Here is a 26,798-nt window from a genome sequence, read left to right on the forward strand (position 1 = left end):
ACCGGCGGCGAGCGGAGGAGAGCGGGAAGCGTCACAGGCGGCCGCAGCCCGGTCCGGCCGGGACTGTCAGCGGGGGCGGCTAGCCTCTTCACGTGTCCGCGCGTCCGTCCGTCCTCACCGACCCCGAGCAGCTCAAAGAGCTCCTCGGCATCCCCTTCACGCCCGAACAGATGGCCTGCGTCACAGCGCCGCCCGCCCCCCAGGTCATCGTCGCCGGCGCCGGCTCCGGCAAGACCACGGTCATGGCCGCACGCGTCGTCTGGCTCGTCGGCACCGGAGCGGTCGCGCCCGAACAGGTCCTCGGTCTGACCTTCACCAACAAGGCCGCCGGGGAGCTGTCGGAGCGCGTGCGCAAGGCCCTCGCCCGGGCCGGCATCACCGACCCGGACCCCTCCCCGGCCGAGGCCGGCACGGGCGGCGGCGAGCCGCGCATCTCGACGTACCACGCCTTCGCGGGCCAGCTGCTGAAGGACCACGGCCTGCGCATCGGTCTGGAACCCAGCTCGCGCCTCCTCGCCGACGCCACCCGCTTCCAGCTCGCCGCGAAGGTGCTGCGGGAGGCCCCCGGCCCCTACCCGGCGCTCACCAAGTCGATCCCCGCTCTGGTCAGCGACCTGCTCGCGCTCGACGGTGAGCTCTCGGAGCACCTGGTCGATCCGGACGAGCTGCGTCAGTACGACACCGCCCTGCTGAACCTCCTCGGCGGCACCCGGCTCACCAATGACGACCTGCGCAAGGTCCCCGAAGCCGTCCGCGGCCGCCTCGAACTGCTGGAGCTGGTCGGCCGCTACCGCGCCGCCAAACGCTCCCGGGACCTCCTCGACTTCAGCGACCAGATAGCCCTCTCGGCGCGGCTCGCCACCACCCGGCCCGAGGTGGGGGCGCTGCTGCGCGAGGAGTTCGGGGTGGTCCTGCTGGACGAGTACCAGGACACCTCGGTGGCGCAGCGGCAGCTGCTGTCCGGCCTCTTCGGCGCGGGCAGCGGGCACGCGGTCACGGCCGTCGGCGACCCCTGCCAGGCGATCTACGGCTGGCGCGGTGCGTCCGTGGCCAACCTGGACGATTTCCCCGAGCACTTCCCGTACGCCGACGGCCGCCCGGCCACCCGCTACTCGCTCAGCGAGAACCGGCGCAGCGGCGGCCGCCTCCTGGACCTGGCCAACGGGCTCGCCGCCCCGCTGCGCGCCCTGCACGAGGGGGTGGAGGCACTGCGTCCGGCGCCCGGCGAGGAGCGGGCCGGCTGGGTGCGCTGCGCGCTGCTGCCGACGCACGCCGAGGAACTGCGGTGGATCGCCGACTCCGTCGCCCACCTGGTCCGCACCGGGACCGAACCGCGGGAAATCGCGGTGCTGTGCCGCTCCGCCGCGGACTTCGCGCAGATCCAGGCCGTTCTGGTGGACCGGGACGTGCCGGTGGAGGTCGTCGGGCTCTCGGGGCTGTTGCACCTGCCGGAGGTCGCGGACCTCGTCGCCGTCTGCGAGGTGCTCCAGGACCCGGGGGCCAATGCCGCCCTCGTCCGGCTCCTCATCGGCCCGCGCTGGCGCATCGGGGCGCGCGACCTGGCGCTGCTGGGCCGTCGCGCGCGGATGCTCGTCGGCCGCAGCGCCACCGGTGCGGCGGACGATCCGGACGAGCGGCTCGCGGCGGCGGTCGAAGGGGTCGACCCGGCCGAGATCGTTTCGCTCGCCGACGCCCTGGAGACCTTCCTCGACGGCGCGGGGCATGCCCAGGCCCCGGACGACCTGCCCTTCTCGGCGGAGGCCCGGGTCCGCTTCGCCCACCTCGCCCAGGAACTGCGCGACCTGCGCCGCTCGCTGGCGGACCCTCTGATGGACGTACTGCACCGCGTGCTGGCGGTGACCGGCCTGGAGGTGGAGCTGTCCGCGTCCCCGCACGCGCTGGCGGCCCGCCGCCGCGAGACGCTCTCCGCCTTCATGGACGTGGCGGCCGGCTTCGCGGCGCTCGACGGCGAAGCCTCGCTGCTGGCCTTCCTGGCCTTCCTGCGCACCGCCGCCCAGTACGAGAAGGGCCTCGACCACGCCCTGCCGGGCGGGGAGAACACGGTCAAGGTGCTCACGGCCCACAAGTCCAAGGGGCTGGAGTGGGACGTGGTGGTGGTCCCGGACCTGTGCGCGGGGGCCTTCCCGAAGGAGAAGGCGCCGGAGGCCTGGACCTCGTACGCGAAGGTGCTGCCCTACGCCCTGCGCGGCGACGCGCCCACCCTGCCCGCCGACCCGGAGTGGACCTCGGCCGGTCTGAAGGCCTTCAAGGCGGCGCTGAAGGACCACAAGGCCACGGAGGAACTGCGCCTGGGGTACGTGACCTTCACGCGCCCCCGTTCGCTCCTCCTGGCCTCGGGCCACTGGTGGGGTCCGAGCCAGAAGAAGCGCCGCGGCCCGTCCGCGTTCCTGACCGCCCTGTACGAGCACTGCGCGGCCGGTGCCGGCGAGATCGAGGCCTGGGCGGCCGAACCGGAGCCGTCCGACGAGAATCCCGTCCTCTCCACGGCCGAGGACACGGGCGATCACTCCTGGCCGCTCCCGCTGGATCCGGAATCCCTCGCGCTACGCCGGGCGGCGGCAGCCCTGGTGGAGTCCTACCTCGCGGCCCCGCCTCCGCCGGCAGCGGCAGCGGCACCAGCAGCGGCTGCGGTTTCGGCTCAGGATCCGGCGGAGGACGACCCCTACCTCTGGCCCCCGCACTGCGAGGAGCCGTCCGACGCCGAGGAGCCGTGGCCGTACGAGGCGCTGGCGGAGGAGCCGTCTCCCGTCCGCGCGGAGCCCCCGCGTCCCCTTGCTGATGCCGATGCCGATGCCGATGTCGATGCCGGTGCCGACGCCGATGCAGAGCCGGCGCCGCAGGCCCCGTACCCCGACGACCTCTGGCCGGAAGACCTCTGGGCCCCCGACGGGCTCCCTTCCGGCGACGGCGCCGCCGCCCCGGCGGTCGATTCCGGGGCCGGGGCCGGCCACAGCGGCCGCCCCAGCGGTGCGCCTGGCGATGGCGGCCTCACCCCCGAGGAGGCGCGGGCCGTCGCCTCCTGGGACCGGGACCTCGACGCCCTGGAGGGCGAGCTGCGCCGTGCCCGCGCGGCCGTCCGCGACGTCGAGCTCCCCGCCTCGCTGTCCGCCAGCCAGCTGCTCCGGCTCGCCGCCGACGAGCAGGGCTTCGTACGGGACCTCGCCCGCCCGATGCCCAAGCCGCCCCAGCCCGCGGCGCGCCAGGGGACCCGGTTCCACGCGTGGGTGGAGTCCCGATTCGACGAGCTCCCGCTTCCGCTGCTGGACGTCCTCGACCCCGCCACCGAGCTCCCCGGTTCCGACCAGGAGATCGCCGACGAGGCCGATCTCGACTTCCTCAAGGCCGCCTTCGAGCGGAGTCCGTACGCCGAGCGGACCCCGTACCGCATGGAGGCCCCGGTACAGCTCACGCTCGCCGGCCGGGTCGTCCGGGGGCGGATCGACGCCGTGTACAAGAACGACGACGGTTCGTACGAGGTCGTGGACTGGAAGACCGGCCGCACCACCGAGGCGGACCCCCTCCAGCTCGCCGTCTACCGCCTGGCCTGGGCGGAAGCCACCGGCACCCCCCTGGACCGGGTCACGGGCGCCTTCCTGCACGTCCGCAGCGGGCGCGTCATCCGCCCCCGCGACCTCCCGGGCCGTGCCCGTCTTGAGCGGATCCTCCAAGGGGAAACGGGCCGGGAGAGTGCCGCTCAGGCGGACGGATAGGCTCGTGGGCATGAGCGACAGCCAGCCGGACAGCGTCGTCCGCACGTACATCGAGACCCACCGCGCGGCCTTCCTCGACGACCTCGCCGAGTGGCTGCGGATCCCGTCCGTGTCGGCGCAGCCCGAGCACGCGGGTGACGTGCGCCGCAGCGCCGAATGGCTGGCCGCGAAGCTGAAGGAGACCGGTTTCCCGGTGGCCGAGGTGTGGGAGACGCCCGGCGCGCCCGCGGTCTTCGCCCACTGGCCGAGCGCGGACCCGGACGCTCCGACCGTCCTCGTGTACGGGCACCACGACGTGCAGCCCGCCGCCCTCGCCGACGGCTGGCACACCGACCCCTTCGAGCCGGTCGTCAAGGACGGCCGGATGTACGCGCGGGGCGCCGCCGACGACAAGGGGCAGGTCTTCTTCCACACCCTGGGCGTCCGGGCCCACCTGGCGGCCACCGGGGCCGCCGCCCCCGCCGTGCACCTCAAGCTCCTCATCGAGGGCGAGGAGGAGTCGGGCTCCACCCACTTCCGCCCGCTGGTCGAGGCGCGCGCCGCCGAGCTCGCCGCCGATGTCGTGATCGTCTCCGACACCGGCATGTGGTCCGGGACCACCCCCACCGTCTGTACGGGCATGCGCGGCGTCGCCGACTGCGAGATCGACTTCCACGGTCCGGACCAGGACATCCACTCCGGTGCCTTCGGCGGAGCCGTGCCCAATCCGGCCGCCGTAGCCGCGCGCCTGGTCGCGGCCCTGCACGACGCCGACGGCCGGGTCACCATCCCCGGCTTCTACGACGGCGTCGCCGAGCTCACGGACGAGGAGCGGGCGCTGATCGCCGAGCTCCCCTTCGACGAGGAGGAGTGGCTGCGTACGGCCAAGTCCCACGCGGCTTCCGGCGAGGCGGGCTACTCCACCCTGGAGCGGGTCTGGGCCCGGCCGACGGCCGAGGTCAACGGCATCGGAGGCGGCTACCAGGGCCCCGGCGGCAAGACCATCGTGCCCTCCTCCGCCCACCTGAAGCTGTCGTTCCGCCTGGTGTCCGGGCAGGATCCGTACGAGGTGGAGGCGGCCGTCAGGGAGTGGGTCAGCGCGCGCGTCCCGGCCGGAATCCGGCACTCCATCATCTTCGGCGCCCCGACCCGGCCCTGCTTGACGCCGCTGGACCACCCGGCCCTGCGGTCCGTCGTACGGGCCATGGGCCGCGCCTTCGGCCAGAAGATCCGTTTCACCCGGGAGGGCGGCTCCGGACCCGCCGCGGACCTCCAGGACGTCCTGGGGGCGCCTGTCCTCTTCCTCGGCATCTCCGTCCCGTCCGACGGCTGGCACGCGCCCAACGAGAAGGTCGAGCTGGACCTCCTGCTCAAGGGCGTCGAGGCGACCGCCTACCTCTGGAGCGACCTGGCCGCCACCGCCACGGCCACCCGCGGCCGGGGCGACACCACCTGATCCCAACGCCACACGCGGCATGCCAGGCCGCGAGCCCATCGAGCACCTGCCTTGTCCCACACCGGGGGAGTTGGAAGTACCTGTGAGCACCTACACCGAGCGCCCTGTCTCGCTCACCGCGCCCAGCGGAATCGACCGCGCCGCGCACCACCGCCTGGACGAGGCGTGGCTCGCCGCGGCCTGGAGCCACCCGACGACCCGTGTCTTCGTCGTCTCCGGCGGCCAGGTCCTGATCGACGACACCCCCGACGGAGGCACCGGGATCGTGATGACCCCGGCCTTCGAGGCCCCGGTGACCGAGACGCACCGCTACTTCCTGGGCACCGACGAGGACGGCGTACGGTACTTCGCCCTGCAGAAGGACTCGCTGCCGGGCCGGATGGACCAGTCGGCCCGCCCGGCCGGACTGCGCGAGGCCGGACTGCTGCTGCCCCCGCGCGACGCCGGGCTGATGGTGCACGCCGTGGCGCTGGAGAACTGGCAGCGGATGCACCGTTTCTGCTCCCGCTGCGGAGAGCGCACGGTGGTCGCGGCCGCCGGGCACATCCGCCGCTGCCCGGGCTGCGGCGCCGAGCACTACCCGCGTACCGACCCGGCCGTGATCATGCTGGTCACGGACGAGCAGGACCGCGCGCTGCTCGGGCGCCAGGTGCACTGGCCGGAGGGGCGCTTCTCGACGCTGGCCGGGTTCGTGGAGCCGGGCGAGTCGATCGAGCAGTCCGTCATCCGGGAGGTGTGGGAGGAGGCCGGCGTCAAGGTCGGCGAGGTCGAGTACGTCGCCAGCCAGCCGTGGCCCTTCCCGTACAGCCTGATGCTGGGCTTCACCGCCCGCGCCGTGACCTCCGAGATCACGGTGGACGGCGAGGAGATCGAGGAGGCCCGCTGGTTCTCCCGCGAGGACCTGCGCGCGGCGATCGAGGCGGGCGAGGTGCTGCCGCCCTCGGGCGGGATCTCCATCGCGGCCCGGCTGGTCGAGCGCTGGTACGGAAAGCCGCTGCCGCGGCCGAACGCGTGACGCGTCGCACACGAGCCGGCCGCCCGGGCCGCACGCCGGGTCACCAGGTCACGCGGATCACGCGAGCGTGAGCGCACGCCGGTCCCCGCGCCGGTCACAGCAGAAGGCCCCCTCGGCGGGGGCCTTTCTGTACGCGCGGCCGGCGCGTGCCGCGTCTGAAGACATCCGCGACATCCGGGACACCCCAGATGTCAGAGCCGCCGTCCGAGGGATCCGGACGACGTCCGGGATCAGACGGCGAGGGCCTGCTTGACCTGGGCCAGGCTCGGGTTCGTCATGACCGACTCGCTGCCGGCGGGGGAGACCACGAGGACGGTCGGAACCGTCTGGTTGCCGCCGTTCGCCTTCTCGACGAACGCCGCGGACTCGGCGTCCAGCTCGATGTTGATCTCGTTGTAGGCGATGCCTTCCCGGTCCAGCTGGGTCTTCAGCCGGCGGCAGTAGCCGCACCAGGTCGTGCTGTACATCGTCACGGAACCCGTGTCCTGCATGCTGCGGTCTCCTCTGTGAGGGGTCGAGTGAGGCGTCGAGTGAGGTCTCGGTCGTCCGAGTACCCGAACGTACGGGACCCCGCCGCCATTCCCGTACGGCCGGTGCCGCGGGTCCATCAGGTGTGGTGTGACAAGTACGACGGACAGGGGCGGTCTGTGGACAACTTTCCCGGCCGACCCACCAGACCTGGCAGCATGGCGGGGTGACAGCAGCAACGCACTCCTCATCCTTCCCCGCCGCCGCCGACTCGGCCGACGCGGTGCTCCTGGGCCTCGATCCGGAGCAGCGCGAGGTCGCGACGACCCTGCGCGGGCCGGTGTGCGTGCTGGCGGGCGCCGGCACCGGCAAGACCCGGGCGATCACCCACCGCATCGCCTACGGCGTCCAGTCCGGCCAGCTCATGCCGGCCAGCGTGCTGGCCGTCACCTTCACCAACCGGGCCGCCGGAGAGATGCGCGGCCGCCTGCGCTCCCTCGGCGCGGGCGGTGTCCAGGCGCGGACCTTCCACTCCGCCGCCCTGCGCCAGCTCCAGTACTTCTGGCCCAAGGCGGTCGGCGGGGAGGTGCCGCGGCTGCTGGAGCGCAAGATCCAGTTCGTCGCCGAGGCAGGCGCGCGGTGCCGGGTCCGCCTCGACCGCAATGAGCTGCGCGATGTCACCGGTGAGATCGAGTGGGCCAAGGTCACCCAGACCGTGCCCGCCGACTATCCGGCGGCCGCCCTCAAGTCGGGCCGCGAGGCCCCTCGGGATCTGGCGGAAATCGCTCAGATCTACGGCACGTACGAGCAGCTCAAGCGCGACCGCGGCATGATCGACTTCGAGGACGTGCTGCTCCTCACCGTCGGCATCCTCCAGGACCGCCACGACATCGCCGAGCAGATCCGCGCCCAGTACCAGCACTTCGTCGTGGACGAGTACCAGGACGTCAGCCCGCTCCAGCAGCGGCTGCTGGACCTGTGGCTCGGCGAGCGCGACAGCCTCTGCGTCGTCGGCGACGCCAGCCAGACCATCTACTCCTTCACCGGCGCCACCCCCGACCACCTGCTGAACTTCCGCGTCCGCTACCCGCAGGCCACGGTCGTCAAGCTGGTCCGCGACTACCGCTCCACCCCCCAGGTCGTGCACCTGGCCAACGGCCTCCTCAACCAGGCCAAAGGCCGGGCCGCCGAACACCGGCTGGAGCTGATCTCCCAGCGCGAGACCGGTCCCGACCCGGTCTATGCCGAGTACCCGGACGAGCCCGCCGAGGCCGAGGGCGTCGCCGGCCGGATCCGCGATCTGATCGCCGCCGGCGTCCCGGCCGGGGAGATCGCCGTCCTCTACCGCATCAACGCCCAGTCCGAGGTCTACGAGCAGGCACTCGCCGACGCGGGAGTCCCCTACCAGCTGCGCGGAGCCGAGCGGTTCTTCGAGCGCCAGGAGGTGCAGAAGGCGATCCTCGCGCTGCGCGGAGCCGCCCGGTCCGGCGGCAACGACCCGCTCCTGGACGACGTGGTCGAGCTCGGCTCCCAGGTGCGGGCCGTGCTCAGCTCCATCGGCTGGACCGGCGAGCCGCCCGCCGGCTCCGGCGCCGTCCGCGACCAGTGGGAATCGCTCGCCGCGCTGGTCCGCCTCGCCGAGGACTTCGCCAGGACCCGGCCGGGCGCCACCCTGGGGGACCTCACGGTCGAGCTGGAAGAGCGCAAGGCCGCACAGCACGCCCCGACCGTGCAGGGCGTCACCCTGGCCTCACTGCACGCGGCGAAGGGCCTGGAGTGGGACGCGGTCTTCCTCGTCGGGCTCACCGACGGCATGATGCCGATCACGTACGCCAAGACGGACGAGCAGGTCGAGGAGGAGCGCCGGCTGCTCTATGTCGGGGTCACCCGTGCGCGGCTGCACCTGACGCTCTCCTGGGCGCTCTCCCGTGCTCCGGGCGGCCGGGCCTCCCGACGCCCCAGCCGCTTCCTGAACGGCCTGCGGCCGGGCTCCGCGGCCCCGGGCAGCACGGCGGGCGGCGCGGCCGAGCGGGGGGCCCGCAAGCGCGGCCGCCGCGGACCGGTGCTGTGCCGGGTCTGCGGCAAGACGCTGACCGAGGCCGGCGAGCTGAAGCTGATGCGCTGCGAGGACTGCCCGTCCGACATGGACGAGGGGCTGTACGAGCGGCTGCGCGACTGGCGCTCGGCCCAGTCGAAGGAGCAGGGCCTGCCGGCGTACTGCGTCTTCACGGACAAGACGCTGATGGCGATCGCGGAGGCCGCGCCGTCCGAGGAGGGCGAGCTGTCGATGATCTCCGGCGTGGGAGGCCGGAAGCTTGAGCGGTACGGAGCCGACGTCCTGGCCATCTGCGCAGGTCAAGAGCCGGGCACCGAAGATTCTGACGACGCGTAGAAACTCGTCGGAAAAATAGTTTGCGCATGCCCGGCGAATCCCCATAGGTTCTTAGCAACGGAAACGGTGGCTTCTCCGAAGCCCTGGATCCGTGCTGTACTTATCCGAATACGCATGGGACAGGCCCCCGGGCCCGGTCCCCGAGACGCCGAGAGGAGGCGAGACCCCGTGACCAGCTTCATGACCATCACCAAAATGACCGATCACTCGGTTGCCGCCTCCTGCCCGCTCGGCTCCTCCTCGCTCCTGGCGATTCCGGGTACCGGTCTGTCCGCGCTGTGCGCTGACAGCTCCGCCCTGCTGGTCGCTCTTCCCGTGAGCGAGCGCAATGAGCGACCGACCCAGGCACCGGTGGCAGTACTGGAAGCCCAGGCGCATGGCGCCTATGGCTTCGCGGCCGCAGCCGGTGCCGGATCCCAGAAGCAGACGAAGAACCAGACGAAGCAGCAGCACCACCTGATGTGGGCCTTCCGCGGGCTCGAACCCTGGAGTGATCCAGCCTGATCGCATGATCAGGCCGGCGCCTTCAGGGCCGCGGAACCCCACCCGGGATCCGCGGCCCTTCTGTTTGTCCCCGTACGGGGACGACAGCGCGAAGGGGCCTCGGGACTGGCAGAACCAGTCGGTGTGAGAACGCAGCCCAGCCGACCCGGCCGACCGGCCGGAACGACTAGCCGACCAGACGAGGAAGAAACCACCGTGCAACTCGAAGCGCACGCCCCGTCCGTACCGCAGACCCAAAAGCTCTCCCCGCCCGCAGTCCCGGAGGACTCCGCCTTGACCCCGCTCACCGCGCTCACCGCGCTCGACGACGCCATCGAGAACCTCGGCGTACCCGTCCCCTGCCGCACCTACGACCCCGAGGTCTTCTTCGCCGAGTCCCCGGCCGACGTGGAGTACGCCAAGTCCCTCTGCCGGACCTGCCCGCTGGTCGAGGCCTGCCTCGCCGGGGCGGTCGAGCGCCGGGAGCCCTGGGGCGTCTGGGGTGGCGAGCTCTTCGTCCAGGGTGTGGTCGTCGCCCGCAAGCGGCCGCGTGGCCGCCCGCGCAAGAACCCGGTAGCGGTATGAACGCCATCGGAACCATCGACCGCCCCCTCACGCACGACCCCCTGAAGCAGGCCCTCATGACCCCGCACACCACGAGCGAGCAGCCGCACGGTGCCGCCACCGCAGACTTCATCACCGCCGGCGCGAACACCTCGCGTCAGAACAGGACCCGTGAAATGCAACTCATCCCAGAAGCCCTGGCTCGTGCCCATATGGACGACCGCATGCGTGAGGCCGACGCCGAGCGTCAGGCCCTGCGCCTGGTCGCCGCCCGCCGCATGCAGCGGCGAGCCGAGCGCGTCTCGCTGCGCGCCCGGCGGGCGCTGGCCATGGCCGTCATGCAGTAAGAACTGACGGCCGCCGAATAACACTCTCGGGGGGACCGGTCCGAACGGACCGGTCCCCCCGGTGCGTTGCGGAGCGCTGTCCGGCCCGGCGGCGATATCGTCGGGAGGTGGACCAGCCGACTCCCCACCCCGCCCACCCTCCGGGCAGCGAGGACCAGCCCGTCGTCTGCGCGCGCTGCGGCGCACGGGCCCCGGACGGTGCCCCGCCCACCTGGACCTGCTCCGTGGAGAACGGCAGCAGGCAGTACTTCTGCCACGACTGCGCCCGGGCCAACATCCGGGCGATCGAGGGCAGGCTCGACTCCTCCTGGTGGTGACGGGCCCGGCGCCCGGGGTCCGCTACTCCGCGGGCAGGAACCCCGGTAGCCAGGACTCCAGTTCCTCCCGCAGCCGCACCGTCGCGCCCAGCTGGCACAGCACCCCGATGGTGCTCAGCGTGACCCGGTGGATCAGCAGGTAGGAAGGGGGCAGGTTGATCTGCCGCCCCAACTGGTGCGCCGGGGAGCGTGGATCGGCTATCCGCGCCGCTTGGCCGCGCAGCCACGGACGGGTGAAGGTGAACTCCTCCGCCTCGGCGGGCTCGATGATGGGCTTGAGGTAGTCCAGCACGGCGTCGGGATCCAGTTCGATGGACTTCTTCACGAACCCCTCGGCGCACAGGTGCCCATAGACGCCGTCGGCGTCCCCGTCCAGCGTCAGCCGCAGCGACCTGCCGATGGGCTTGGGCCAGCCGCCCGGCAACCGGTCGACCGTGCCGAAGTCCAGTACGCCCAGCCGCATCCGTCCGTCCGGACCCGATATCAGCCTGAAGTTGCCGGGGTGCGGATCGGCATGCAGCAGTCCGGTGCGGGCCGGTCCGGAGAAGAGGAACCGGGCCAGCAACTGCCCGGCGCGGTCGCGTTCCTCCTGACTGCCGTCGGCTATCACCTCCGACAGCGGCGTCCCTTCCACCCACTCGGTCACCAGCACCTGGTCGCCCTGGTGCACGACATCCGGTACGACGACATCCGCATCGCCCTCGAACGCGTCCGCGTGCGTCCGCTGGGCCTCCGCCTCCAGCTCGTAGTCCAGCTCCTCCGAGACCCGGTCCCGCAACTCGCTGATCAGCGGCTTGATGTCCATGCCGGGGACCAGCGGTCCCAGCAGTCCCGCGAACCGGCCCAGCTGCTTGAGGTCCGACAACAGCGCCTCACCGGCCCCGGGGTACTGGACCTTGACCGCCACCTGCCGGCCGTCGTGCCACACCGCCCGGTGCACCTGCCCGATCGAGGCCGCCGCGGCCGGCTTGTCCTCGAACTCCTCGAACAGATCCCGCCAGTCCGCGCCCAGCCGCTCCGCCAGCACCTGGTGCACCGTCGCCGCCGGCAGGGGCGGGGCCGCTTCCTGAAGCTTGGTCAGCGCCGCCCGGTAGGGGCCCGCGACCTCCTCCGGCAGGGCGGATTCGAAGACCGACAGGGCCTGCCCGAACTTCATGGCTCCGCCCTTGAGCTCACCCAGGGTGCGGAAAAGGTGTTCGGCGGTGCGCTGTTGGAGCTCGCGTGCCACGATCTCCGCCGACTTGCCGCCGATCCGCTTGCCCAGCCCCCAAGTGGCCCGGCCCGCGATGCCGAGCGGCAGCGCGGCCAGCTTGACGGTACGGGTGACCGCCTTCCGGGGAAGATCAGACATACGCCCCTCCATTTCCCAGACAGCTGCGCCGCAAGCGGCGGTTCATGAGGGCAAGGTGCCTCTCGGACGAAACGCATCCTGTCATGGCCCCGCTCCGCCCCCGGAGCCCGATCCTCCCCCCGCCCGCTCCATGACCACTCGACGGCCCCCTTCCCGGGCGGTGGCGCCCCCGGCTTCGAGGTCCGCCTCCGGAAGAACGGCCGCGCCGCAGGGGCAGTCGGGGTGCGGGGAGACCGCGCAGGGCTCCCAGTGGAGTGCGGGCAGGGCCGCCTCCCAGCGGGAGCCGGCCGACGCGGGCAGCTCCCCGTCGAGGAAGGACAGCGCGTGGGCCGCGGCCAGCCCGGCCACCGCCGTGGACAGTCCCAGGTCGCAGGCCGCGCTCGCCCGGCGGCGGTGGGCCGATCGCCACTGGACGAGCATCCTGGGCCACGCCTGGTCCCGGTCCACGCGCTCGCGCTCCATGCACCCCGCGCACGCCGTGGCACCCGGCAGCACCAGCGGCCCGACCACCCCGGTAGCTTCCAGCACCCCCGCATACAGGTGGGGGACGCCAGTGGCCACCCAGTCGGCGGCCGTGTCCGGGTCGGGCGCCCACGCGTGCAGTCCGTCCCGCGGGGCGACGACCACCAGGGCCAGCCCCGCCTCCGGCCCCTCGCCCTCCCCGGCCCGCGGGGCCCGCACCGGGGCGGCCTCGCGCATCAGCCTGCCCGCGGCCTCCGCCCGCAGTCGGCCCACACTCCCGGGCCCCAGCCCGCCCGGCGCCACATCCGCCGGCTCCACCCGGCCGCCGTCGAGCACCTCCACCCGGCCGACGCCCGCTCCCGCCAGGACCGCCGCGATCACCCCGCCCACCCGGCCGCTGCCGCGCACCTGGACCCGTATCGCCCGGCGCGCGGCGACCGCCCGTAAGTCCCCGCCCGGCTCCCGGCGGACGAGGGAGAGCGAGCCCAGATCGGGCCCCAGCCGCTCCAGGGTCCCGGGACGGGCGCGCACGGCCTGCGCCCGCGGCCCGCCGGCCGTGGCGTCGTCGAGCAGCCCGGCCGAGGCCAGCCGCCGGACCAGTTCGTCCGCCAAGCCGGCCGGCAGTCCCATCCCGGCGGCTTCGGCCCGCAACAGCTCCATCCCCCTCGTCCCGTCGATCCGGTCGATGAGCGAACCGGTCGCCGTGTCAACCGGTCCGAGCACCACCGCGTGGGCGGGGGTCACCCCGAACTGCACGGTCTGCAGATCGCGCCAGGCCCGTGCCAGCGCGGGCTTCACCTTCGGATACATCGCCAGTCCCCCTCGATCCCCGTGCCTCTTCTTTCTCCCTCTCGCGCCACATTGCCCGCCCGTCGCGATCCGTGCGGAATTTTGTCCACAGGCGGGGCATATCCGTCATATGAGATGAGGAATGCGCGCCCGCTGGCAGCCCGTCGTTAACCGGTCACATTCGAAGCGTGGAGGGGCGCGACTTCCGCCACGGCTTGCGGGTACCGTCGTCGCGTGTCCGCCGACCCATCGCAACGCGCCGTCGAAGTCCGCCGGAGCGCACGCCGCCGCAGGACCGTATCCGCCTACCGCGAGGGTGACCGTACGGTCGTGCTCATCCCTGCCCGGATGTCCGAGGCCGAGGAGCAGCGCTGGATCGGGGTCATGCTGGACAAGCTGGCCGCGCAGGAGAGCAGACGCACCATCGGGGACGCGGAACTCACCGAGCGCGCCGAGCGTCTGTCCGAGCAGTACTTCAGTGGCCGCGCGCGCCCCCGCTCGGTCCGCTGGGTCACCAACCAAAACACCCGCTGGGGCTCCTGCACCCCGGCCGAAGGCAGCATCCGCCTCTCGCACCGCCTCCAGGGAATGCCCGAGTACGTCGTCGACTACGTGCTCCTGCACGAGCTGGCCCACCTCCTCGTGCCCGGCCACGGCGCCCGTTTCTGGCAGCTGCTGGAGGCGTATCCCCGGACCGAGCGGGCCCGCGGCTACCTGGAGGGAGTGGTCGCCGCCGAGCGCCTCCCGAAGGTCCCCGCCGCCCGCGACGAATGACGGTGCCGGGGCCCCCGGTCGCCGACCGCGGGGTCACGCACCGTGTTGTGTACCGGGTCGGTACCGACTTGGCCGGATGTCGGCAGTTGCCGTTAGCCTGAGCGGCACGGATTCACAGTCGGGATGGGGGACGGTCGTTACGTATGGCCAGGGAATTCCAACGCGGCCACAAGGCCAAGATCAGTGATCTGACGGCGGGCACCGATCTGTACGTAGGCGTCCAGATCGCCGGGCCCGGACTCGCCTTCGACATCAGCTGCTTCGGCCTCGACGCGAACGAGCAGCTGTCGGACGACCGCTACTTCATCTTCTTCAACCAGCCCAAATCGCCGGAGGAGTCGATCCAGCAGCTCGGCGCGCAAGCCGGTGACACCGAATCCTTCCGGGTGACCCTGGACCGCATCCCGGCGGGCATCCACAAGCTGTCCTTCACCGCCACCATCGACGGCGCCGGACAGATGTCGCAGATCGGTCCGGGTTACATCCGGATCGTGGCGGGTGGCGAGGAGGTCGTCCGGTACGCCTTCACCGGTGCGGAGTTCACCACCGAGCGCGCGGTGATGCTCGGTGACTTCTACCTCAAGGACGTATGGCGCTTCGCCGCCGTCGGCCAGGGCTTCGACGGCGGACTCGCCGCCCTGCTGAAGAACTTCGGCGGCGAGGTCGCCGAGGAAACGCAGCCTGAGCAGCAGCCCGCCGCTCAGGCCGGCGCTGCACCCGGGTTCGCTCCACCGCCCCAGGCCGCCGCCCCGCAGCTGCCCGCGCCGTCCTTCGGCGCCCCGGCACCCGCGCCCCCGGCCCCGCAGATGCCGGCGCCATCCTTCGGCGGCCCCGCACCCGCACCCGCACCCGCCCCCGCTCCAGTACCCGCACCCGCACCGGCGCCGGTCCCGCAACCCCAGCCGCAGGCGTACCAGCAGCCCGCCGCGGCGGCGCCGACGCACCCGGCGCCGATGCACGCCGCGCCCACCATGGCGGCGCCGTTCGCCCCGCCGGCCGCCGCGCCCTACGGCCAGCCGCAGCAGCCTCCGCAGCAGCCCGCGTACGGCCAGGTCCCCGGCCAGTACCCGGCCCAGGTCCCCCCGCACGCCCCCGCCCCGTACGGCCAGCAGCCCGGCTACGGCCAGGCGCCCGGCCAGCTTCCCGGCCAGCACGCCGGTTACGCCCCGCAGGCGGCCCCCGCCGCCGCCCCCGGGCTCGCCGCCGCGCTCCAGCCGTACAAGGAAGCCCCCACGGGCGCCCGCTGGACCCCGCAGAACCAGCAGCTCATGCGGGTCGACCTGGCCCTGGGCGGCCAGGCCGTCCTCGCCCGCCAGGGCAGCATGGTCCTCTACCAGGGCAAGGTCGACTTCAGCTACAAGGGCGCGGGCTTCGCCGGACGCGTCGTCGGCAACGCCACCGGCCAGGAGATGCAGCTGATGCGCTGCACCGGCCGCGGCCAGGTCTTCCTCGCGGAGAACAACGCCCACCTGCACGCCATCGAGCTCCAGGGCGACGGAATCTGCGTCTCCGCCGAGGCGGTCCTCGCCTTCGACGAGTCGCTCCAGCATGAGGTGCGCCGCATCGAGGGCCATGGAATCCCCGGCGGCGCCCTGTTCACCATGCAGTTCCAGGGCTCGGGCACGGTGATCGTGAAGACGCACGGCGTCCCGGTCGTCCTGCCCGTCACCCCGACCACCTTCGCGGACAGCAACGCCGTCGTCGCGTGGTCGTCCGCCTCGCAGGTGATCCTTTCCAGCCAGGTCCGGCTCCGGCGCAACGCCTACCCCGGTCACAGCGGGGAGACCGTGAACCTCCAATTCCGCGGTGCTCCCGGCAACTTCATCGTCGTCCAGCCGTACGAGGTCTGAGGGAGCCCGACATGAACGCAATGAACCAGCAGCTCGCGGGCTACGCCCCGACCCCCGTCACGGCCCGCATGGAGAACCACGGCCGGGCCATGCTCAAGGTCGCCATGCAGAGCGGCCAGGAGCTCTTCGCACGCACGGGCTCGATGGTCGCCTACGAGGGCTTCGTACAGTACGAACCCAATCCGCCGGCCGTGCGCCAGATGGCCTCGCAGTGGATCAGCGGCGAAGGCGCGCCCCTGATGAAGTGCACCGGCGACGGCCTTCTCTACCTCGCCGACTACGGCGCCGACGTCGTCGTCATCAACCTCAACAACGACTCGCTCTCGGTCAACGGCACCAACCTGCTCGCCTTCGACGCGCACCTCCAGTGGGGCGTCGAGCGGGTCAAGGGCCTCGCCAAGTTCGCCGGCCAGGGCCTGTTCAACGTCCAGATCTCCGGCAACGGCTGGGTGGCCCTCACCTCCCGGGGCACCCCGATCGTGGTGGACTGCGGCCGCGGCGAGGACGAGACGTACGTCGATCCGGATGCGCTCGTCGCCTGGTCGCCCAACCTGAAGGTCAAGGGCAAGCGCAGTTTCAAGGCCTCGTCGATGATCGGCCGGGGCAGCGGGGAGGCCTACCAGATGGCCTTCTCCGGCCAGGGCATCGTCGTCGTACAGCCCAGCGAGGACAGCACCGACCGGCTCCGGGCCCGGGGCTGAGGGGGAGCGGACACATCATGCAGAGCGCACTTTTCGCCCACACCGAGAGCCAGTCCCAGGACCGGTACACCGTGCAGAACCCGCAGCTGCTGCGGGTCTCGCTGACCGGCACCGACGACGTCCTCGCGCGCAAGGGCGCGATGGTCGCCTACCAGGGGCTCATCGACTTCGACGGCGAATACCAGACCACCGGGCAGCGCAACGCCCGACGCAACACGGGCGAGGGCCTGGACCTGATGCGCTGCTCCGGGCAGGGCACGGTCTACTTCGCCAACCTCGCCCAGTACGTGCACGTCGTGGACGTGGACCAGGAGGGACTGACCGTCGACAGCGGCTACGTCCTGGCTCTGGACTCCACCCTGCACACCGAGGTCATCGCGGTGGACAGCCAGTACGGAATCTCCGGATCCGGCAAGTACCAGCTCAACATCACAGGCCGCGGCAAGGTCGCCCTCATGACCTCCGGGCAGCCGCTGATGATGCACGTGACGCCCGACAAGTACGTCAACGCCGACGCGGACGCGATCGTCGCCTGGTCGACCTCGCTGCGCGTGCAGATGCAGGCGCAGACCCACTCCAGCGGCGTGTGGCGGCGCCGCGGGAACACCGGCGAGGGCTGGGAGCTGAGCTTCCTCGGCACCGGCTTCGCGCTGGTCCAGCCCAGCGAGGTGCTGCCCCCGCAGAACGCCCAGCTCGGGCAAGGGGTCGCTGCCCAGTTCGGCATGGGCCAGCAGGGCGCCCACGCCCAGAACCAGAACAACGCCTGGAACTGACCGAACCAGAAGAAGAACCCTGGAACTGACGCAAGGGGCGTCCCCCGGCCACCCGCGGTGGCCGGGGGACGCCCCTTGCCCTGCCGGTACGGTCAGATCCGCGCCCGGGTCGCCTCCACGAGCCGCACCACCGAGGTGTCGGCCACCGCCGCCACCTCCTCGTACGGGAACCAGCGCAGGTCGAGCGACTCATCGCTGATCTCCGCCACGGCGTCGGCCGGCGCGAGCGCCGCGTACTGCACGTCCAGGTGCCAGTTGCACGGCGCCGGAATGGGGTGCCGGTCCAGCCGCACCGGGCCACCGGGCAGGAGCGTCAGCCCGGCCGCGATGCCCGATTCCTCGCCGGCCTCGCGCAGCGCCGCCTGCGCGAGCGTGGCGTCACCCGGCTCGCAGTGGCCGCCCATCTGCAGCCACATGCCGAGCTTCTTGTGCAGGGTCAGCAGCACGCGCCCGCGCGCCGGGTCCACGACCAGCGCGCTCGCGGTGATGTGCCCGGCCGTGCACGGCTTGTAGACCCCGTCCGGATGCGCCGCCAGGTGCTCCAGGTAAAGATCACCCAGCTCGCTCTGGCCCGCCTCGCCGTTCCCCTCGTAGCCCTTCAGCACGAGGACCGCATCGTCGTACAGGCTCACTTCGGCTCGTCGCCGTCCTGGTCGTCACGCTTGCGGGCGGCCTCGCCGAGCATCTTGTCGATCTCGGAGAAATCGAGCTGCTCGCGGTGGACGAAGCCGTCCGGGTCGTCCAGGTCGGAGGCGGTCGGAAGCATGTCCGGGTGCTCCCACAGCCCGTCGCGGCCGTCCACACCACGCGCGTCGGTGAGCGAGGCCCACAGCCGCGAGGCGTCGCGCAGCCGGCGCGGGCGCAGCTCCAGGCCGATCAGCGTCGCGAAGGTCTGCTCCGCCGGGCCACCCGAGGCACGGCGCCGGCGCATGGTCTCGCGCATCGCGTCGGCCGAGGTCAGCCGGGGCTTGGCCGCCTCGTGCACCACCGCGTCGACCCAGCCCTCAACCAGGGCGAGCGCCGTCTCCAGGCGGGCCAGCGCCGCCTTCTGCTCGGGCGTGTCCTGCGGCTGGAACATGCCGCCCTGCAGAGCCTCCTGCAGCTGCTCCGGATTGGACGGGTCGAGCTGGCCGACGACGTCCTCCAGCTTGGAGGTGTCGACCTTGATGCCGCGGGCGTACCCCTCGACCGCGCCGAACAGGTGCGAGCGAAGCCACGGCACGTGCGCGAAGAGCCGGGCGTGCGCGGCCTCGCGCAGCGCCAGGTACAGCCGGACCTCCTCCGCGGGGACGCCGAGGTCCTTGCCGAAGCTCGCGATGTTCAGCGGCAGCAGGGCGGCCTTGCCGACCGGCCCCAGCGGCAGCCCGATGTCGGTCGAGCCGACGACCTCGCCGGCGAGCACGCCCACGGCCTGGCCGATCTGCTGGCCGAACATGGCCCCGCCCATGGAGCGCATCATGCCGAGCAGCGGGCCCGCCATAGCCTGCATCTCCTCGGGCAGCACCCCGCCCATGGCCGCGCCGACCCGCTCGGCGACCGGGTCCACGAGCTCCTTCCACACCGGAAGGGTCGCCTCCACCCACTCGGCCCGGCTCCAGGCCACCGCCGTGGCCGCTCCGGAGGGCAGCGAGGTGGCGCCGTCCAGCCACAGGTCCGCGAGCCGCAGCGCCTCCTCGACGGCGGACTTCTCGGCCACCCCGACGCTGATGTCCTTCACGCCGTCCGCCGTGCCCTGCGAGACGGTCTGGCGGGCGATGTCCTTGGCCATGTCCCAGTTCACGGGACCGCCCTCGTAGCTGAGCATCTGCCCGAGCTGCTGGAACGCCGCGCCGAGGTCGTTGGGGTTCATCGAGCCGAACATCGCGGCGAACGGATTCTCCGCGCCGCCCTGGCCGCCGGCGCCGCCCGGCAGGCCCATGCCGGAGAACCCGAACGGATTCGCCGGGCCGCCCTGACCGCCCTGATTGCCCTTCTTCTTGCCTTCGTCGCCGTCTTCCGGCTCCTCCGGCGGAAGGCCGAATCCGAATGGGGTGTCGCTCACGGGTTTCCTCGGCTCGTAGGGCCGCCGGCGGGTGCCGACGGGCAATGGTCCGACAACACCTCTCAGCGTAGACACCACACCCGCATACGGGCTCGGTGCTCCGCCGACTCCTGGGCTGCGGCAGGATGGACATCACCTGGTAGGTACGCGTCACGGCGCGTCCCTACTGAAGACAACCGCTGGAGACGCCCGGTGAGTTCCCCAGATCCGCAGGTTCGCCCGACGCCCGACCCCGAAGACCGCCCTGAATACGGTGACAGCGCCCACGGCGTTCGCCAGCCGCGAAACCCGGCCGTGCGAGGCCCGGTGATCGCCGTGACCGGCGCCGCGTCGGGTGTCGGCGCGGCATTGGCGGCCCGGCTGGCCGCCTCCGACGAGGTCAGGCAGGTCGTCGCGATCGACGAGCGGCGCGGGGACTGCGCAGCCGCCCAGTGGCACGTCCTGGACGTACGAGACCCGGCGATCGCCGAGAAGCTGCGCGGCGCCGACGTGGTGGTCCACCTCGCGCTGGACCTCGATCTGGAGACGGACCCGGCGGCGCGTACGGCGTACAACGTGCGCGGGACCCAGACCGTGCTGACGGCCGCCGCCGCGGCCGGCGTCCACCGGGTCGTGCTGTGCACCTCGGCGATGGTCTACGGAGCCCTGCCGGACAACGACATCCCGCTGTCGGAGGATTCCGAGCTGCGGGCCACCGCGGAGGCGACCGGCGTCGGCGACCTGCTGGAGATCGAGCGCCTCGGCCGCCGAGCCCCCCGGGCGCACCCCGGCCTGAACGTGACGGTGGTCCGCCCCGCCGTCCTCGTCGGCGGCACCGACACCGCGCTGACCCGGTACTTCGAGTCCCCCCGGCTCCTCGTCGTGGCCGGGTCCCGTCCCACCTGGCAGTTCTGTCACGTGGAGGACCTCGTCAGCGCCCTGGAGTACGCGGCGCTGGAGAAGGTCGAAGGCGAGCTGGCCGTGGGCTGCGAGGGCTGGCTGGAGCAGGAGGAGGTCGAGGAGCTGAGCGGCATCCGCCGCATGGAGCTCCCGTCGGCCGTGGCGCTGGGCGCGGCGGCCCGCCTGCACCGGATCGGCCTGACGCCGTCCCCGGCCGGGGACCTCGCGTACACGATGCACCCCTGGGTGGTCAGCGTCAGCCGGCTGCACACGGCGGGCTGGCGGCCCCGCTGGACCAACGAGGAGGTGCTGGCCGAGCTGCTCCAGGAGGTCGCCGGCCGGCACACGGTCGCGGGCCGCCGGCTGGGCCGCAAGGACGCGGCCACGGCCGCCGGAGCCGCCGGTGCGACGGTGGCCCTGCTGGGCGCCGCCGCCGCCGTCCGCCGTGCCCGCAAACGCCGCGGCATCTGACCGGTTCCGGCCGGGCGGCGGCGCGGCCCCCGCCCGGCCGCCCGCCGCCACCAGCGGTTTTCTGTAGGAGGCTCCCAAGGCGGTTGCCGGCGCCCGGGCGTTTCGGCTATTCCGCCGCGCCGGCGGCTAGGGCACGATGGACCGTATGGCACCGCACTTCGACCACCCCGGCGAGCAGGCCGCTCCGGACCCGATCCGGCTGCTCGAAATCCGCGAGACCCCGCTGTCGATCGACGAGGTCTTCCAGGCCGTCGGCGACGACGCGACGGGCGGCACGACGCTGTTCGTCGGCACGGTGCGCAACCACGACAGCGGGGCGGACGTCGACTCGCTCGGCTACTCCTGCCACCCGACGGCCGAGGCCGAGATGCGCCGCGTGGCCGAGCGCGTCGTGGCGAAGTACCCGGTCCGCGCCCTGGCCGCGGTGCACCGCGTGGGCGATCTGTCCGTGGGTGACCTGGCCGTCGTCGTCGCCGTGTCCTGTCCGCACCGCGGCGAGGCCTTCGAGGCCTGCCGGATGCTCATCGACGACCTCAAGCACGAGGTCCCCATCTGGAAGCACCAGACCTTCGCGGACGGCACGGACGAGTGGGTCGGCGCCTGCTGAGGCACGCTCGGCGCCTGTTGATCAGCCGGTCGAACGCCTGCCGGGAGGCGGTTGGACGCCGTCGAACCCCCGGGTCGGAGAGTCCCCTCGAAAGGGGGTAGCCTCGCACCCGTTCGGCCGCGCAAAACGCCCTCGATTTGCGTAACCCCTTCCCGGGCATGAGCGTTGAAGCCACCAACGGACATGTACATAGAGGGGTAGGGAGGCAGGCCCATGGCGTCTCTGGCGTGGTTGCTCATTCCACTGTTCGCGGCGATCGGAGCGGCGATATGGGGCAGCTGGGCGGCGCGCGACCGCACCCAAGGTGACATATCCGAGCTCGCGGGCTACGCGAGATTCCGTGAGGCCATGGGCAGGGCCGACGAGGCCAAGGTGAAGGCAGAGGCGCACTCCGGTTCCGACGCCGTCTGAGGCGTCCCGTGAGGATCCCCTGAGTCTCGGACTGAGGCGTCCCGCGAGGATCCCCTGAGCCTCGGACTTGTGAGAATCCCCTGAGACTTCCGCGTACGGGCCCGCACGGAGCGGCCCAGAGGGCCGCCCGCCGAGGCCGTCCCGTACTGTCGGATTCATGCCACGCCGCACTGCGACGATGCTCGCTTCCACCCTCGTGCTGTTCACTCTCCTCATCGCAGGGCTGTTCCTCCCGGTCCCGTATTCCGAGATGAGCCCCGGTCCGACCGTGAACACCCTCGGGGACTCGCGCGGCGAGCCCGTTCTCAGCATCTCGGGTCGCAAGACGTACCCGACCAGCGGCCACCTCAACATGACCACGGTGCGCGTCACGAGCGCGGACTACGACATGAACCTGCTGGAAGCCGTGTACGGGTGGCTGGCCGACGACAACATCGTCGTGCCGCACGAGAACCTCTACCCGGACGGCAAGACGGAGGAGCAGTCCACCCAGGAGAACGCCGAGGAATTCAGCCAGTCGCAGGAGACCGCGAAGGTGGCGGCGCTCAAGCAGCTCGGCATCCCGGTCTCCGCCCGCGTGATCGTATCCTCCGTGGTCAAGGCCAGCCCGGCCGACGGCAAGCTGCACGCCGGTGACGTCATCCGGGCCGTGGACGGCAACCCCGTCACCGCCCCGGAGGACGTGGCCAAGCTCGTCACCCGGCACAAGCCCGGCGAACCCGTCCGGTTCACCGTCGTACCGGCCGCGGAGGCGGCCGAGGCGGAGAAGGCGCAGCGCGAGCCCACCGACACCACTGAGGTCACGATCACCACGGCCAAGGCGGAGGGAGCCGGGCACGCCATCGTCGGCATCCGGGCGGGCACCGACCACACCTTCCCCTTCACCATCGACATCAAGCTCGCCGATGTCGGCGGCCCCAGCGCCGGGCTGATGTTCGCCCTCGGCATCGTGGACAAGCTCACCCCGCAGGACCTCACCGGCGGCAAGTTCGTCGCGGGCACCGGCACCATCGACGACGCGGGCAAGGTCGGACCGATCGGCGGCATCCCGATGAAGACGATCGCCGCCCGCGAGGCGGGCGCCGAGTACTTCCTGACGCCCGCCGAGAACTGCGCCGCCGCTGCCGCCGACGTGCCGGACGGGCTGACCCTGGTGAAGGTCTCCACCATGGACGACGCCATGCGGGCGCTGGAGAAGATCAGCAAGGGGGACACGGCCGGGCTGCCGCAGTGCCCCGCCAAGCCCTGACCGGTCCGCCTCCGGCCGAGGTCCTGCTCGGAAGACCTACGAGTAGGAGCTACGAGAAGGACCTACGAGCAGGACCTACGAGCAGGACCCACGAAGAAGACCTACGAGAAGGTCGCGGCCAGCGCCTCCGCCAGCCCGGGCACCAGCCCCCCGCCGGTGAGGACCTCGGTCGAGGAGTCCTTCTCCCGCAGCCGTACGGCCGACTCGCGCGAGCCGTCGCGCAGTACGGCCACGGTCAGCCGGACCTCCTGGCGCTCGGGGTGTCCGGCCACCCACTTCGCCAGCTGCTTGTCGTTCAGCCCCTCCGGTACGGAAGCCTCCGCGGACGGCGGCAGCATCAGCCGCTCCACCGTCAGCGCGCATCCGACGACCGCGTCGGGCCAGGCGATGGTGCCCAGGAACTTGTCGAGGGCGGTCCCGGCCGGCAGCTCCTCCTGCTCGACCGGGGTGAGGGAGGTCTTGCCGGCGTCGTCCTGGTCGAGGCCGAGCTGGCCGGCGAGGCGCGGCTCCTGCTTCTTCAGCTTGGCGGTGTCGACGAGGGCGAACAGCCGGGCGGGCTGGTCCCAGCCCAGGCCGGCCGCGTACTCGTCGATCTCAAGGCAGGCACGGGTCAGCGGGCTGGCCGCCATCGGCGTGCCGGGGGAAGGGGAAACGTTGGACATGGACAACATCCTGCCTCCTTTCTCCCCGATACCGGGAACTGACTAAAGCCTCAGTAAGTTGCATGAGTGGGCTCTACGATCGGGTCCCCCGTTCCATACAGACACAGCGACTTTCGAGGTGCGCACGTTGGCTTTCCAGATGCCGGACCGCGGCGGAGGCCCTTCCGGGCCACGGATGAGAGTCGGCCGCCCGTCCCGGCGGGCCCGCACTCTCCTTATGACCTTGGGCGTGCTGGCCGTCCTGGCCATGCTCTTCATCATGTTCGCGGGCTTCTGGACCGACTGGCTCTGGTTCCGCTCCGTGAAGTACTCGACCGTCTTCACCACCACCCTGTGGACCAAGATCGGGCTGTTCGCCGTCTTCGGTCTGCTGATGGCGGGTGCCGTCGGGCTGAACATCTGGCTGGCACACCGGCTGCGGCCGCCGCTCAGCGCGATGTCGCTGGAGCAGCAGAGCCTCGACCGCTACCGGATGAGCATCGCCCCGTACAAGAAGTGGCTGCTCCTGGGCATCGCCGTGCTCGTCGGCCTCATCGCGGGCGCCTCGGCGGCGGGCCAGTGGAAGACCTGGCTGATGTATGTGAACGGGGTGGCCTTCGGACAGAAGGACCCCCAGTTCAACCTGGACGTGTCGTTCTACACCTTCGACCTGCCCTGGTACCGCTTCCTGCTCGGCTTCGGCTTCGCAGCGGTCGTGCTGTCGGTGATCGCCGCGGCCGTCGTGCACTACCTGTACGGCGGACTGCGCGTGACCAGCCCGGGCGCCCGGGCCACCGCCGCGGCGACCGGGCACCTGTCGGTGCTGCTCGGCCTGTTCGTGACGCTCAAGGCCATCGCGTACTGGCTCGACCGGTACGGCCTGGCCGTGAAGTCCAGCGACTTCAAGGCGGCGGACAACTGGACCGGTCTGCGGTACGTCGACGCGAACGCGTACCTGCCGGCGAAGACGATCCTCGTCGCCATCGCCGCGATCTGCGCCCTGCTCTTCTTCGCGACGCTGTGGCGCCGCACCTGGCAGCTGCCGGTCATCGGCTTCGGCCTGATGGTGCTCTCGGCGATCCTGATCGGCGGGCTGTATCCGGCGATCGTGCAGAAGTTCCAGGTCCAGCCCAATGAGCAGGCCAAGGAATCGCCGTACGTCCAGAAGAACATCAAGGCGACGCGCGATGCCTACGGGATCTCCGGCGTGGAGGTCAAGGACTATCCGGGCGCCCCGCAGACGGAGGACCGCGCCAAGCTGCGGCCGGTGGTCGACGCCACCGCCAGCGTCCGGCTGCTCGACCCGAACATCGTCTCGCCGGCGTTCCAGCAGCTCCAGCAGGTCAAGGGCTACTACGCCTTCCCGTCGACGCTCGCCGTGGACCGCTACAGCGGCCAGGACACCGTGATAGGGCTCCGCGAGCTGAACATCGGCGGCATTCCGAAGAACAACTGGATCAACGACCACTTCAAGTACACCCACGGTTACGGTGTCGTCTCGGCCAAGGGCACGACGGTCGGCGACCAGGGTGCTCCGGACTTCACCCAGTCCGACCTCCCCTCCAAGGGGATGTTCGGCACGGACTTCGAGCAGCGGATCTACTACGGCGAGCAGACGAAGCAGTACTCGATCGTCGGCGGGCCGCAGAAGGAGCTCGACTACTCGGACGACAAGGGCGAGAAGGAGACCAGCTACGAGGGCGACTCCGGCGTCAACCTCGACAACCCGGTCAACCGGGCGGCGTACGCGCTGTCCTTCAGCGAGCCGCAGATCCTGTACTCCGGGGCCATCGGCGAGGGCTCGCGGATCCTCTACAACCGCACCCCCAAGGAGCGCGTCGAGGCCGTGGCCCCGTGGCTGACCATCGACGGCGCCCCCTACCCGGCGGTCATCGACGGCCGGGTCAAGTGGATCGTCGACGCCTACACGACGACCAACGGCTACCCGTACGCCTCGCGCACCACGCTGGGCCAGAGCACCGCGGACTCGCTGACCAACAGCCAGCGCGCGGTGGTGGCGCAGGAGAACCGGGTCAACTACATCCGGAACTCGGTGAAGGCCACCGTCGACGCGTACGACGGCACGGTCAGCCTCTACCAGTGGGACACCCAGGACCCGGTCCTGAAGACCTGGATGAAGGCGTTCCCGGGCACGGTGCAGCCCAAGAGCGAGATCTCCAAGCCGCTCATGGACCACCTGCGCTACCCGCAGGACCTCTTCAAGGTCCAGCGCGAGCTGCTGACCCGGTACCACGTCACGGACCCGCAGACCTTCCTCAGCGGCAGTGAGGCCTGGGCCGTCCCCGACGACCCGACGACCAAGGCCGGTACGGCGGTTCCGCCGTACTACCTGTCGATGAAGATGCCGGACCAGAAGGAGAAGGACCAGGTCTTCTCGCTCACGACGACCTTCACGCCGAACGAGCGGCCCAACCTGAGCGCCTTCATGGCGGTCAACGCGGATCCGGGCACCGCGGGCTACGGCAAGATCAGCATTCTGAAGATGCCGACCAGCAAGCCGCCGGACGGCCCCGGGCAGGTACAGAGCAAGTTCCAGTCCGAGCCGAAGATCGCGGAGACGATCCGCCTGCTGCGCGGTGGCGACTCCGAGATCGAGTACGGAAACCTGCTCGCCGTGCCGCTCGACGGCGGGATGCTCTACGTCGAGCCGGTGTACGTGCGCAGCTCCGGGCTGAAGTACCCGCTGCTGCGCAAGGTCCTGGTGACCTACGCCGGAGCGACCGCCTTCGAGGACACGCTGGAGAAGGCGCTGAACGTGGTCTTCGGGGCCGACGCCCCGACCGCGCCCGTCCCGCCGGCCCAGCCGCCGGGCGAGGGCACCACCACACCGCCCACCGGCCAGAACCCGACGGTGAAGGCGGCGCTGGCCGACGCTCAGAAGGCCATCGACGACGCCGAGAAGGCCCGGCAGGCGGGCGACTGGGCGGCCTTCGGCAAGGCACAGGAGGAGATCAAGGCAGCGCTGCAGCGGGCGATCGACGCGGAGGCGAAGCTGACCGCGCCCAGCCCCGGCGGCTAGCGCGGAG

23 protein-coding genes are annotated in these 26,798 nt (G+C 71.7%); 17 read left to right on the forward strand and 6 right to left on the reverse strand.

Features of this window, described 5'->3' with window-relative positions:
• Positions 1-92 precede the first annotated feature (92 nt).
• The 3 genes from ACWDX7_RS21690 to nudC all read left to right on the forward strand — a co-directional run bounded on the left by ACWDX7_RS21690 (position 93) and on the right by nudC (position 6,181).
• Positions 93-3,731: a UvrD-helicase domain-containing protein gene (locus ACWDX7_RS21690; protein WP_451490385.1), complete on the forward strand. Its 3,639-nt coding sequence runs from the start codon at positions 93-95 to the stop codon at positions 3,729-3,731.
• A gap of 10 nt (positions 3,732-3,741) precedes the next feature.
• Positions 3,742-5,166, forward strand: coding sequence for a dipeptidase (locus ACWDX7_RS21695; protein WP_451490386.1), 1,425 nt, complete (start codon positions 3,742-3,744; stop codon positions 5,164-5,166).
• Between the two features lie 70 nt (positions 5,167-5,236).
• Entirely contained in the window at positions 5,237-6,181 is a 945-nt protein-coding gene (gene nudC / locus ACWDX7_RS21700) for an NAD(+) diphosphatase (RefSeq protein WP_451490387.1), read from the forward strand.
• Between the two features lie 230 nt (positions 6,182-6,411).
• Here the strand turns inward: nudC and ACWDX7_RS21705 are convergent, their stop codons facing one another.
• On the reverse strand, positions 6,412-6,672 hold the full coding sequence (locus ACWDX7_RS21705; protein ID WP_451490388.1) for a mycoredoxin: 261 nt from the start codon (positions 6,670-6,672) through the stop codon (positions 6,412-6,414).
• Between the two features lie 203 nt (positions 6,673-6,875).
• Here ACWDX7_RS21705 and ACWDX7_RS21710 point away from each other — a divergent pair, with 203 nt between their 5' ends.
• From ACWDX7_RS21710 to ACWDX7_RS21730, 5 genes are all read left to right on the forward strand, one after another.
• Entirely contained in the window at positions 6,876-9,041 is a 2,166-nt protein-coding gene (locus tag ACWDX7_RS21710) for an ATP-dependent DNA helicase UvrD2 (protein WP_451490389.1), read from the forward strand.
• Positions 9,042-9,221: 180 nt separating this feature from the next.
• Positions 9,222-9,545, forward strand: coding sequence for a hypothetical protein (locus tag ACWDX7_RS21715; RefSeq protein WP_451490403.1), 324 nt, complete (start codon positions 9,222-9,224; stop codon positions 9,543-9,545).
• A 195-nt stretch (positions 9,546-9,740) separates the two neighbouring features.
• Entirely contained in the window at positions 9,741-10,109 is a 369-nt protein-coding gene (locus ACWDX7_RS21720) for a WhiB family transcriptional regulator (protein ID WP_451490390.1), read from the forward strand.
• Positions 10,106-10,435 (forward strand): hypothetical protein, encoded by a 330-nt coding sequence (locus ACWDX7_RS21725; protein ID WP_451490391.1) that lies wholly within the window; start codon positions 10,106-10,108, stop codon positions 10,433-10,435. Before ACWDX7_RS21720 ends, ACWDX7_RS21725 begins: the two co-directional genes overlap by 4 nt.
• Positions 10,436-10,542: 107 nt before the next feature.
• Entirely contained in the window at positions 10,543-10,752 is a 210-nt protein-coding gene (locus tag ACWDX7_RS21730) for a hypothetical protein (protein WP_451490392.1), read from the forward strand.
• 22 nt (positions 10,753-10,774) lie between these two features.
• On the opposite strand, the gene ACWDX7_RS21735 is transcribed toward ACWDX7_RS21730, so the two are convergent.
• The gene (locus tag ACWDX7_RS21735; RefSeq protein ID WP_451490393.1) at positions 10,775-12,103 is read right to left on the reverse strand and encodes an ABC1 kinase family protein; all 1,329 of its coding nucleotides are present in this window, start codon (positions 12,101-12,103) and stop codon (positions 10,775-10,777) included.
• An 81-nt stretch (positions 12,104-12,184) separates the two neighbouring features.
• Entirely contained in the window at positions 12,185-13,375 is a 1,191-nt protein-coding gene (locus ACWDX7_RS21740) for a ThiF family adenylyltransferase (protein ID WP_451490394.1), read from the reverse strand.
• 213 nt (positions 13,376-13,588) lie between these two features.
• Between ACWDX7_RS21740 and ACWDX7_RS21745 the strand changes: the two genes are divergently transcribed.
• The 4 genes from ACWDX7_RS21745 to ACWDX7_RS21760 all read left to right on the forward strand — a co-directional run bounded on the left by ACWDX7_RS21745 (position 13,589) and on the right by ACWDX7_RS21760 (position 17,452).
• The gene (locus tag ACWDX7_RS21745; RefSeq protein WP_451490395.1) at positions 13,589-14,128 is read left to right on the forward strand and encodes a M48 metallopeptidase family protein; all 540 of its coding nucleotides are present in this window, start codon (positions 13,589-13,591) and stop codon (positions 14,126-14,128) included.
• A gap of 143 nt (positions 14,129-14,271) precedes the next feature.
• The gene (locus ACWDX7_RS21750) at positions 14,272-15,978 is read left to right on the forward strand and encodes a TerD family protein (RefSeq protein ID WP_451490396.1); all 1,707 of its coding nucleotides are present in this window, start codon (positions 14,272-14,274) and stop codon (positions 15,976-15,978) included.
• A gap of 20 nt (positions 15,979-15,998) precedes the next feature.
• Entirely contained in the window at positions 15,999-16,679 is a 681-nt protein-coding gene (locus ACWDX7_RS21755; RefSeq protein WP_451490404.1) for an AIM24 family protein, read from the forward strand.
• Positions 16,680-16,696: 17 nt separating this feature from the next.
• Positions 16,697-17,452, forward strand: coding sequence for an AIM24 family protein (locus ACWDX7_RS21760; RefSeq protein ID WP_451490397.1), 756 nt, complete (start codon positions 16,697-16,699; stop codon positions 17,450-17,452).
• A 92-nt stretch (positions 17,453-17,544) separates the two neighbouring features.
• On the opposite strand, the gene ACWDX7_RS21765 is transcribed toward ACWDX7_RS21760, so the two are convergent.
• Entirely contained in the window at positions 17,545-18,084 is a 540-nt protein-coding gene (locus ACWDX7_RS21765; RefSeq protein WP_451751359.1) for an NUDIX hydrolase, read from the reverse strand.
• A complete protein-coding gene (locus ACWDX7_RS21770) occupies positions 18,081-19,493 on the reverse strand; it encodes a zinc-dependent metalloprotease (protein ID WP_451493348.1) in 1,413 nt (470 codons plus the stop codon). Before ACWDX7_RS21770 ends, ACWDX7_RS21765 begins: the two co-directional genes overlap by 4 nt.
• A 192-nt stretch (positions 19,494-19,685) precedes the next feature.
• Here ACWDX7_RS21770 and ACWDX7_RS21775 point away from each other — a divergent pair, with 192 nt between their 5' ends.
• From ACWDX7_RS21775 to ACWDX7_RS21790, 4 genes are all read left to right on the forward strand, one after another.
• Positions 19,686-20,843, forward strand: coding sequence for an SDR family oxidoreductase (locus ACWDX7_RS21775; protein ID WP_451493347.1), 1,158 nt, complete (start codon positions 19,686-19,688; stop codon positions 20,841-20,843).
• Positions 20,844-20,988: 145 nt separating this feature from the next.
• Positions 20,989-21,450 (forward strand): molybdenum cofactor biosynthesis protein MoaE, encoded by a 462-nt coding sequence (locus ACWDX7_RS21780; RefSeq protein ID WP_451493346.1) that lies wholly within the window; start codon positions 20,989-20,991, stop codon positions 21,448-21,450.
• A 213-nt stretch (positions 21,451-21,663) separates the two neighbouring features.
• Entirely contained in the window at positions 21,664-21,861 is a 198-nt protein-coding gene (locus ACWDX7_RS21785; protein WP_451493345.1) for a hypothetical protein, read from the forward strand.
• A gap of 157 nt (positions 21,862-22,018) precedes the next feature.
• On the forward strand, positions 22,019-23,110 hold the full coding sequence (locus tag ACWDX7_RS21790) for a YlbL family protein (RefSeq protein ID WP_451493344.1): 1,092 nt from the start codon (positions 22,019-22,021) through the stop codon (positions 23,108-23,110).
• 101 nt (positions 23,111-23,211) lie between these two features.
• Here the strand turns inward: ACWDX7_RS21790 and ACWDX7_RS21795 are convergent, their stop codons facing one another.
• Positions 23,212-23,781, reverse strand: a complete 570-nt coding sequence (locus tag ACWDX7_RS21795; protein WP_451493343.1) for a PPA1309 family protein — start codon at positions 23,779-23,781, stop codon at positions 23,212-23,214.
• Positions 23,782-23,911: 130 nt separating this feature from the next.
• On the opposite strand from ACWDX7_RS21795, the gene ACWDX7_RS21800 reads away from it, so the two are divergent.
• A complete protein-coding gene (locus ACWDX7_RS21800; protein ID WP_451493350.1) occupies positions 23,912-26,791 on the forward strand; it encodes a UPF0182 family membrane protein in 2,880 nt (959 codons plus the stop codon).
• Positions 26,792-26,798 lie beyond the last annotated feature (7 nt).

This window comes from Streptomyces sp. NPDC003034 (assembly GCF_053591375.1).

Excerpts from the sequence above, each read along its gene's own strand:
- ACWDX7_RS21740 (WP_451490394.1), bottom strand. The coding sequence starts at position 13,375 with ATGTATCCGAAGGTGAAGCCCGCGCTGGCACGGGCCTGGCGCGATCTG.
- ACWDX7_RS21785 (WP_451493345.1), top strand. The coding sequence starts at position 21,664 with ATGGCGTCTCTGGCGTGGTTGCTCATTCCACTGTTCGCGGCGATCGGA.
- ACWDX7_RS21790 (WP_451493344.1), top strand. The coding sequence starts at position 22,019 with ATGCCACGCCGCACTGCGACGATGCTCGCTTCCACCCTCGTGCTGTTC.
- ACWDX7_RS21755 (WP_451490404.1), top strand. The coding sequence starts at position 15,999 with ATGAACCAGCAGCTCGCGGGCTACGCCCCGACCCCCGTCACGGCCCGC.
- ACWDX7_RS21695 (WP_451490386.1), top strand. The coding sequence starts at position 3,742 with ATGAGCGACAGCCAGCCGGACAGCGTCGTCCGCACGTACATCGAGACC.
- ACWDX7_RS21780 (WP_451493346.1), top strand. The coding sequence starts at position 20,989 with ATGGCACCGCACTTCGACCACCCCGGCGAGCAGGCCGCTCCGGACCCG.
- ACWDX7_RS21725 (WP_451490391.1), top strand. The coding sequence starts at position 10,106 with ATGAACGCCATCGGAACCATCGACCGCCCCCTCACGCACGACCCCCTG.
- ACWDX7_RS21750 (WP_451490396.1), top strand. The coding sequence starts at position 14,272 with ATGGCCAGGGAATTCCAACGCGGCCACAAGGCCAAGATCAGTGATCTG.
- ACWDX7_RS21795 (WP_451493343.1), bottom strand. The coding sequence starts at position 23,781 with ATGTTGTCCATGTCCAACGTTTCCCCTTCCCCCGGCACGCCGATGGCG.
- ACWDX7_RS21760 (WP_451490397.1), top strand. The coding sequence starts at position 16,697 with ATGCAGAGCGCACTTTTCGCCCACACCGAGAGCCAGTCCCAGGACCGG.
- ACWDX7_RS21705 (WP_451490388.1), bottom strand. The coding sequence starts at position 6,672 with ATGCAGGACACGGGTTCCGTGACGATGTACAGCACGACCTGGTGCGGC.
- ACWDX7_RS21715 (WP_451490403.1), top strand. The coding sequence starts at position 9,222 with ATGACCATCACCAAAATGACCGATCACTCGGTTGCCGCCTCCTGCCCG.
- ACWDX7_RS21800 (WP_451493350.1), top strand. The coding sequence starts at position 23,912 with ATGCCGGACCGCGGCGGAGGCCCTTCCGGGCCACGGATGAGAGTCGGC.
- ACWDX7_RS21735 (WP_451490393.1), bottom strand. The coding sequence starts at position 12,103 with ATGTCTGATCTTCCCCGGAAGGCGGTCACCCGTACCGTCAAGCTGGCC.